Raw genomic sequence first — 6,506 nt, forward strand, 5'->3', positions numbered from 1 at the left:
CCACGAAGCTGCGAGTCAATATCTTTCGCAACAAGCTCCCGGGACTTTCTCGCACCCCGTCTGGTCAGGCTGATTTCGGAAATAAATTGAATGATGCCAGATACTTATCACAGAGACGCTGCCGCAGCGCTGATCCGCCAGCGCGGCGCAGCCGGTGTGGCAGGGCGACTGTCCATGGGCGCGGGACATATCCTCCTGTCTTTTCTAGCATTTGGTTTGCGCAGAGCCGGTTGACGCCCAAGGCGACTGGGTCTTTGTTCCAGTCCACGCGATGCGCCGAACCATTTTAAGAGCGCTCGGGGAGGATTTGAAATTGGCCCAGAATTCATCGGGCGACAGCGAGCGGCTGCCGTTCAAGACCAAGCTCGCCTTTGGGGTCGGCAGCGGCGCGGAGTCTATCGCGCTGTTCTCGGTCGGCTCCTACGCCATGCTCTATTATAACCAGGTCCTGGGGCTGGAGGCGCACCTGGCGGGTCTCGCCATCTCCGCCAGCCTGTTCCTGGACGGCATTTCCGACCCCCTGGTCGGCTCGATCTCCGATCGGACCAAGTCCCGCTGGGGTCGGCGCCACATCTATATGTTCTTCGCCCCCATCCCGATCGTCCTGTCCCTATGGGCGGTGTTCAATCCGCCGGACGGCCTGGGCACCTGGGCGCTGTTCTCCTGGTTCGCCGTGACCGTCGTCATGCTGCGCCAGTCGATGACCTTCTATCACACCCCGCACATGGCCTTGGGCAGCGAGCTGAGTCGCGACTACACCGAGCGCTCCAAGGTGATGTCCTACAACAGCTTCTTCACCTGGGCGGGCGCGGCAGCCACCACCTGGATCGCGCTCAGCTACTTCTTCAAGGCCACCCCTGAATATCCCCGCGGCCTGCTGAACCCCGAACCCTATGGCGCCTTCTCGGTGATCATGGGGGGCATCGCCCTGCTGCTGCTGGCGGCCTCGGCCTGGTTCACCCGCGACCGCATCCCTTACCTGCCCAAGCCGGCGGAAAACCTGCCGAAATACAGCCCTCTCGAGTTCTTCAAGGACATGGGCAAGGCCTTCGCCAACATCAACTATGTCTGGCTGCTGGTCGCCTACTTCTTCCTCAGCATGATGATCGGCCTGCGCGGCGGCCTGCATCTCTACACCAACACCTATTACTGGGGCCTGGGGTCGGAGCAGATCCGCTTCTTCGTCATCGGCTCCTTTGCCGGCTATCTGTCGGCCTTCCTGTTCGCTGCGGCCCTGCACGGGAAGTTCGACAAGAAGGCGACCATCATCGTCTCGGCCATCGTCTATGCGCTGGCGCCGTCGGTCCCGATTCTGATGGGCTTCGCCGGAATGCTGACGCCCCAGACGCCGAACCTGCTGGCCATTCTCATCGCGTTCTCGGTGCTGAGCTATGGGGCGGCCAGCGTGCTGTCGATCAGCATCATGTCGGCCCTCGCCGACATCGCCGACGAGAACGAGCTGAAGTTCGGCCTGCGTCAGGAGGGGGTGCTCTATTCCACCCGCGCCCTGTTCGCCAAGGTGGACCAGGCCATCGGCGCGGCCCTGGCCGGTTTCGTCCTGACCCTGATCTCATTCCCCGTCCGCGCCCAGGTCGGCGAGGTGCCGGCCCAGGTGATCTGGGATCTGGCCCTGTGGGATGGTGTGCTGGCGGGCATCCCCGGCTTCATCGCCGTCTTCTTCTATGCCCGCTACAAGATCACCCGCGCCTCCTACGAGGAAACCAAGGCCGCCCTGGCCGAGCGCCGCGCCGCAGGGCTAGGTCCCCAGGCGACCGCTGTCTCGGCCGCCATCGACGTGCCCGAGCCGATGATTCCGCCCACGGCGCCGCGTCCCGCTGAGTAGGGGCCAGCAAAAAGGGCCCCAGCTTGCGCTGGGGCCCTCCTCGGACTTCAGATCAGACCAGCCTTAGGCGGCGGGCATGATCACGGTGTCGATCACGTGGATCACGCCGTTGGACTGGTCGAGGTCGGTGGCCGTGACCATGGCCGTGCCGCCCTGGGCGTCGGTCAGCTGGACGCCGCCATTGACGACAGACGCCTTCAGCTCTTCGCCCTGCACGGTGGTCAGGGTGGCCGTGCCGCCGCCGGCTTCGATGGCGGCCATGATGTCGGCGGCCAACAGTTCGCCCGAGACCACATGATAGGTCAGGATCTTGGTCAGTTGGTCCTTGGAGGCCGGCTGGACCAGCGTGTCGACCGTGCCGGCCGGCAGCTTTTCAAAGGCCGCGTTGGTGGGCGCAAAAACCGTGAACGGGCCCGGGCCCGACAGGGTCCCCACCAGATCGGCAGCCTGGACCGCGGTCACCAGGGTGGTGTGGTCGGGCGAGGCCTGGGCGCCGGCGACGATGTTGGTCTGCGTCACGGCCGGCTCAGCCGCAGCCATCGGTTCAGCTTCGGGCGCAGCAGCGGTGTCTTCCGCCTGCGAGCAGGCCGACAGGGTGAAGGCGAGCGCGAGCGCGGAGACGCCGGCGAGAATACGGAATTTCGGTTCGGTCATGGACAGTCCCTCGGATGGGCGCCGGGCGAAGCGCCCGGCGTCTTGGAAGGGGTTACGAGTCCGGCCCCCACCCCGGATGCGCGAAAGTTAAGACTTTCTCCCGCCCACCGGGCAGAACGCCGCCACGGCCAAGCCCGTTCCCTCGGCGCGGCCGTGGGGCGCAAGCCGACCATGGGGCGCGGCGCTCAGCGCCCCGCCAAGTCCGTCGGTTGGCGCGCTTTCCGACCCAAGAACCCGGTTTCCCTTTCATAGAACGCGCCGTAAGGTCCGCGCCCTTCTCATTCACATCACGGGCGTCCGCCCATGCCACAGATCCTCGTCGAGGACCTGGCCAAGACCTATCGCGTCGCCGAGCGCGATCCCGGCCTGCTGGGCGCGGTCAAGGGTCTGGTCCATCGCCGCCACCGCACGGTTCAGGCCTTGCGCAACGTCTCCTTTTCCCTGGAGGCGGGCGAACTGCTGGGCTTCATCGGCCCCAATGGGGCGGGCAAGTCCACCACCATCAAGATCCTTTCGGGCATCCTGAAGCCTGACGCCGGGGTGGTGCTGGTCAACGGTCGCGTCCCCTTCACCGACCGCATCGCCCACGTCTCGAAGATCGGCGTGGTGTTTGGCCAGCGCACCCAGCTCTGGTGGGACCTGCCGGTGTCCGAAGGCTTCGACCTGCTGGCCGATATCTATCGCGTCGATGCGGCCCGCTACCGCGCCAACCGCGACGAGCTGGTCGCCCTGCTGCGCCTGGAGCGGGTGCTGGACCAGCCGGTGCGCCAGCTGTCGCTGGGCCAGCGGATGCGCGCCGAGATCGCCGCAGCCCTGCTGCACGAGCCCGACATCCTGTTCCTGGACGAGCCGACCATCGGCCTGGACGCGCCCTCCAAGCTCGCCATGCGCGAGGTGGTCCGCCGCCTGAACCGGGAGCGCGGCGTCACTGTCCTGCTCACCACCCACGACATGCACGACATCGAGGCCCTGGCGGAGCGGGTCATCGTCATCGGCCACGGCCAGGTCCTGGCCGACAGCCCTTTCGAGACCCTGCGGGCCAATGTGCTGGCAGAGCGGCGCCTGGTGGTCGACTTCGCCCAAGAGGCGCCGGAGATCGTCATGGCCGGCGTCGAGGTGCGCAGCCGCCGGGGCCAGACCCTGGAGCTCGCCTTCGATCCGACCCGGACGCCGACGCCAACCCTGATCGCCGCCCTCGCGGCGGCCCACGAGGTGGTCGACATCCATGTGGGCGAGCCGGCCATCGAAGAGGTCATCGCCCGCTTCTACGACCTGCACGGCGCGGGCGAGGCCTGAGCCCATGTACGCCGCCCGCCCCTACCTGGCCGCCTTTTCCAGCCGCTTCCTGCTGATGCTGCAGTACCGGGCCGCGGCCATCGCCGGCTTCGCCACCCAGTGCTGGTGGGGCGGCATCAAGGTGATGATCTACGCGGCCTTCTTCGCCGCGGCGCCCGATGCGGCGGCGGCCTCGCCCATGAGCCTCGCCCAGGTCATCACCTACACCTGGCTCGCCCAGGCGCTCTTGGCGCTGACCCCCTGGAGCGCCGATCCCGAAGTGGCCCTGTCGGTGCGCACGGGCTCGGTGGCCTATGACCGCCTGCGACCGGTGGACACCTACAGTCTCTGGTATGTGCGCGGCGCCGCCTGGATGGCCTCGCGCGCCCTGCCCCGAGCGGCGCTGATGTTGCTGGGCGCAGGCCTTATCCTGCCACTTATCGGGCTGTCGGACTGGGCGTGGAAGCCGCCGCCGACCCTGGCCGCGGCCGCCGCCTTCGCCATTTCACTCCCCCTGGCGCTGGCGCTCTCGTCGGCCTTCCTGATGATCGTCAACATCATCGTCGCCGCCACCCTCACCGACCGGGGCGTCAATGTGCTGTTCAACAGCCTGATCATCGTCTTCTCGGGTAACCTTCTGCCGCTCGCCCTCTATCCGGACTGGGCGCAGACGGCCCTGCTGATCCAGCCCTTCGCCGGCATGATGGACATTCCCCTGCGCCTCTATGTCGGCCAGCTGAGCGGGACCGGCGCCCTGGCGGGGCTCGGGCTGCAGGCCTTCTGGACGGTGGCGCTGATTCTTCTCGGCCGCTGGGCCATGGCCCGCGTCATGCGCCGCCTCGAAGTCCAGGGCGGCTGACGGCCATGAACAGCCTCCGCCTGATCCTCCGCTATTTCAGCGCCTCCCTGCGCAGCCAGCTGCAATATCCCGGCTCGGCCATCATGCTGGGGATCGGCGCCTTCCTGACCACCATAATCGACATGCTGGCCGCCTGGGCCCTGTTCGACCGATTCGGTCAGGTGCAGGGCTGGGGCCTGGGGCACATCGCCGTCTTCTATGGGGTGGTCTCCACCAGCTTCGCCCTGACCGACTTCTTCACCCGTGGCTTCGACGTCTTCGGCAATGAGTTCGTCAAGACCGGCGCCTTTGACCGTATCCTGCTGCGCCCCCGCTCCCCGGCCCTGCAACTGGTCGGCTACGAGTTCCGCCTCAGCCGCTTCGGCCGCCTGGCCCAGGCCCTTCTGGTGCTGTTCGTGGGCGCCGCCGTGGTCGGTGTCGACTGGACCCCGGACAAGGTCCTGCTGCTCGCCTGGACCATCACCGGCGGGGTGGCCCTCTTCACCGGCCTCCTGGTCCTGCAGGCCAGCTTCGCCTTCTGGACCACCGAGAGCCTTGAGGTATTCAACGTCCTGACCTACGGCGGCATCCAGGCCGCCCAGTTTCCTTTGAGCCTCTACGCCGGCTGGTTCCGCAACTTCCTGATCTTTGTCGTGCCCCTGGGATGCGTGGCCTATTACCCGGTCCTGGCGATCCTGGATCAGCCTGATCCGCTGGGCGCGCCGGACTGGTGGCTGCCCACCGCGCCAGCCATGGGCTTCGCCTTCCTGGCCGCCTCCTTCATCGCCTGGCGCGCCGGCATCAGCCGCTACACCTCGACAGGCAGCTGAGCCCGGAATCTGGGCGCCGATCGATCTGTCGCCTCACCTCGACTTCACGTCGAAAACGCCTCTTAATGCAACTTCTAGAGAGTATGCATAGGAGGAACCCATGAGAACTGTCGCCCTAGCGGCCGCTATTGCCCTGGTCGGATCCGGCGCGGCGGCGCAGAGCCCGCACGCCGTCTCTTCTATCGCCGTCGACAATCCTCTGTTGAACATCACCGCCGAGGGCAAATCCGACCGGCCACCAGACATCGCGACATTCACCGCGGGCGTCGTCGCCCAGGGCAAAACCGCGGGCGATGCGATGAGAGCTAACTCCGCGCGGATGAACGAGGTTGTTGGGGCCCTGCGCGGCGCGGGGATCGCTGAGCGTGACATCCGCACATCCCGCCTGAGCCTGCAGCCGCAGTATCACCGTCCCATGCCTGTGCGGTCAGCCGACGGGTCGTTTATTGCTCCGGTCGAACCGCCCAGCATCATCGGCTACGAAGCCCGCAACACGGTCATGGTCCGCTTGCGCAACATTGATCGGATGGGACAGATGATCGATGCGTTGGTAAGCGCGGGTGCAAACGAGGTCAACGGCCCCAATTTCGCGGTTGAGGACCTGGATGAAGCCGCCGATGAGGCCCGCGCCGACGCCCTGCGTAGAGCTCGCGCCCGGGCGGACCTCTACGCAAGAGAGGCCGGTTTCAGCTCAGCGCGTCTTCTCACCATCAGCGAAGGCAGCGGCTACTATCCAATCCAAGGCGACAGTCAGGTGATCACCGTGACGGGCCAAAGCCGGGGTGCCGGCATCCCCCCTCTCCCGGTCCCTCCAGCCCCCGTACAGGGCGGACAGGTATCGGTCAGCGTCACCCTATCGGTGCAGTTCGCCCTGGAGCGTTGAGCGGCGCTCCAGGCGACGAACCTACTCCGCCGCCATCAGCACCCGGCCGGCGGTGAACGAGGTCTTCTCCGCCAGGGACGCCTTGGCCGCCTCGTACTCGGCCGCCAGCTTGGCGACGAGTTCGCCGGCGCCGAGGATCTCCTCCACCGCGCCGATGCCCTGACCGCAGCCCCAGATGTCCTT

At 66.6% G+C, this 6,506-nt stretch carries 6 protein-coding genes; 5 read left to right on the plus strand and 1 reads right to left on the minus strand.

Features of this window, described 5'->3' with window-relative positions:
* Positions 1 to 313 precede the first annotated feature (313 nt).
* On the plus strand, positions 314 to 1,843 hold the full coding sequence (locus Q8N19_RS10355) for an MFS transporter (RefSeq protein ID WP_305590353.1): 1,530 nt from the start codon (positions 314 to 316) through the stop codon (positions 1,841 to 1,843).
* Between the two features lie 63 nt (positions 1,844 to 1,906).
* On the opposite strand, the gene Q8N19_RS10360 is transcribed toward Q8N19_RS10355, so the two are convergent.
* The gene (locus Q8N19_RS10360; protein ID WP_305590354.1) at positions 1,907 to 2,497 is read right to left on the minus strand and encodes a fasciclin domain-containing protein; all 591 of its coding nucleotides are present in this window, start codon (positions 2,495 to 2,497) and stop codon (positions 1,907 to 1,909) included.
* Positions 2,498 to 2,800: 303 nt separating this feature from the next.
* Between Q8N19_RS10360 and Q8N19_RS10365 the strand changes: the two genes are divergently transcribed.
* The 4 genes from Q8N19_RS10365 (at position 2,801) to Q8N19_RS10380 (ending at position 6,323) form a co-directional block, all read left to right on the plus strand.
* Positions 2,801 to 3,793 (plus strand): ATP-binding cassette domain-containing protein, encoded by a 993-nt coding sequence (locus tag Q8N19_RS10365; RefSeq protein ID WP_305590355.1) that lies wholly within the window; start codon positions 2,801 to 2,803, stop codon positions 3,791 to 3,793.
* Between the two features lie 4 nt (positions 3,794 to 3,797).
* The gene (locus Q8N19_RS10370; protein ID WP_305590357.1) at positions 3,798 to 4,631 is read left to right on the plus strand and encodes a hypothetical protein; all 834 of its coding nucleotides are present in this window, start codon (positions 3,798 to 3,800) and stop codon (positions 4,629 to 4,631) included.
* Positions 4,632 to 4,636: 5 nt separating this feature from the next.
* Positions 4,637 to 5,440 carry an ABC transporter permease gene (locus Q8N19_RS10375; protein WP_305590359.1) on the plus strand — a complete coding sequence of 268 codons (804 nt, stop codon included), beginning with the start codon at positions 4,637 to 4,639 and terminating at the stop codon, positions 5,438 to 5,440.
* Positions 5,441 to 5,540: 100 nt separating this feature from the next.
* Positions 5,541 to 6,323 (plus strand): SIMPL domain-containing protein, encoded by a 783-nt coding sequence (locus Q8N19_RS10380; protein WP_305590361.1) that lies wholly within the window; start codon positions 5,541 to 5,543, stop codon positions 6,321 to 6,323.
* Positions 6,324 to 6,506: the final 183 nt, after the last annotated feature.

Source organism: Phenylobacterium sp. (assembly GCF_030693405.1).
Classification (GTDB): Bacteria; Pseudomonadota; Alphaproteobacteria; order Caulobacterales; family Caulobacteraceae; genus Phenylobacterium.

Coding starts and splice junctions, on each gene's coding strand:
- Q8N19_RS10360 (WP_305590354.1), bottom strand. CDS start 2,497: ATGACCGAACCGAAATTCCGTATTCTCGCCGGCGTCTCCGCGCTCGCG.
- Q8N19_RS10365 (WP_305590355.1), top strand. CDS start 2,801: ATGCCACAGATCCTCGTCGAGGACCTGGCCAAGACCTATCGCGTCGCC.
- Q8N19_RS10370 (WP_305590357.1), top strand. CDS start 3,798: ATGTACGCCGCCCGCCCCTACCTGGCCGCCTTTTCCAGCCGCTTCCTG.
- Q8N19_RS10375 (WP_305590359.1), top strand. CDS start 4,637: ATGAACAGCCTCCGCCTGATCCTCCGCTATTTCAGCGCCTCCCTGCGC.
- Q8N19_RS10380 (WP_305590361.1), top strand. CDS start 5,541: ATGAGAACTGTCGCCCTAGCGGCCGCTATTGCCCTGGTCGGATCCGGC.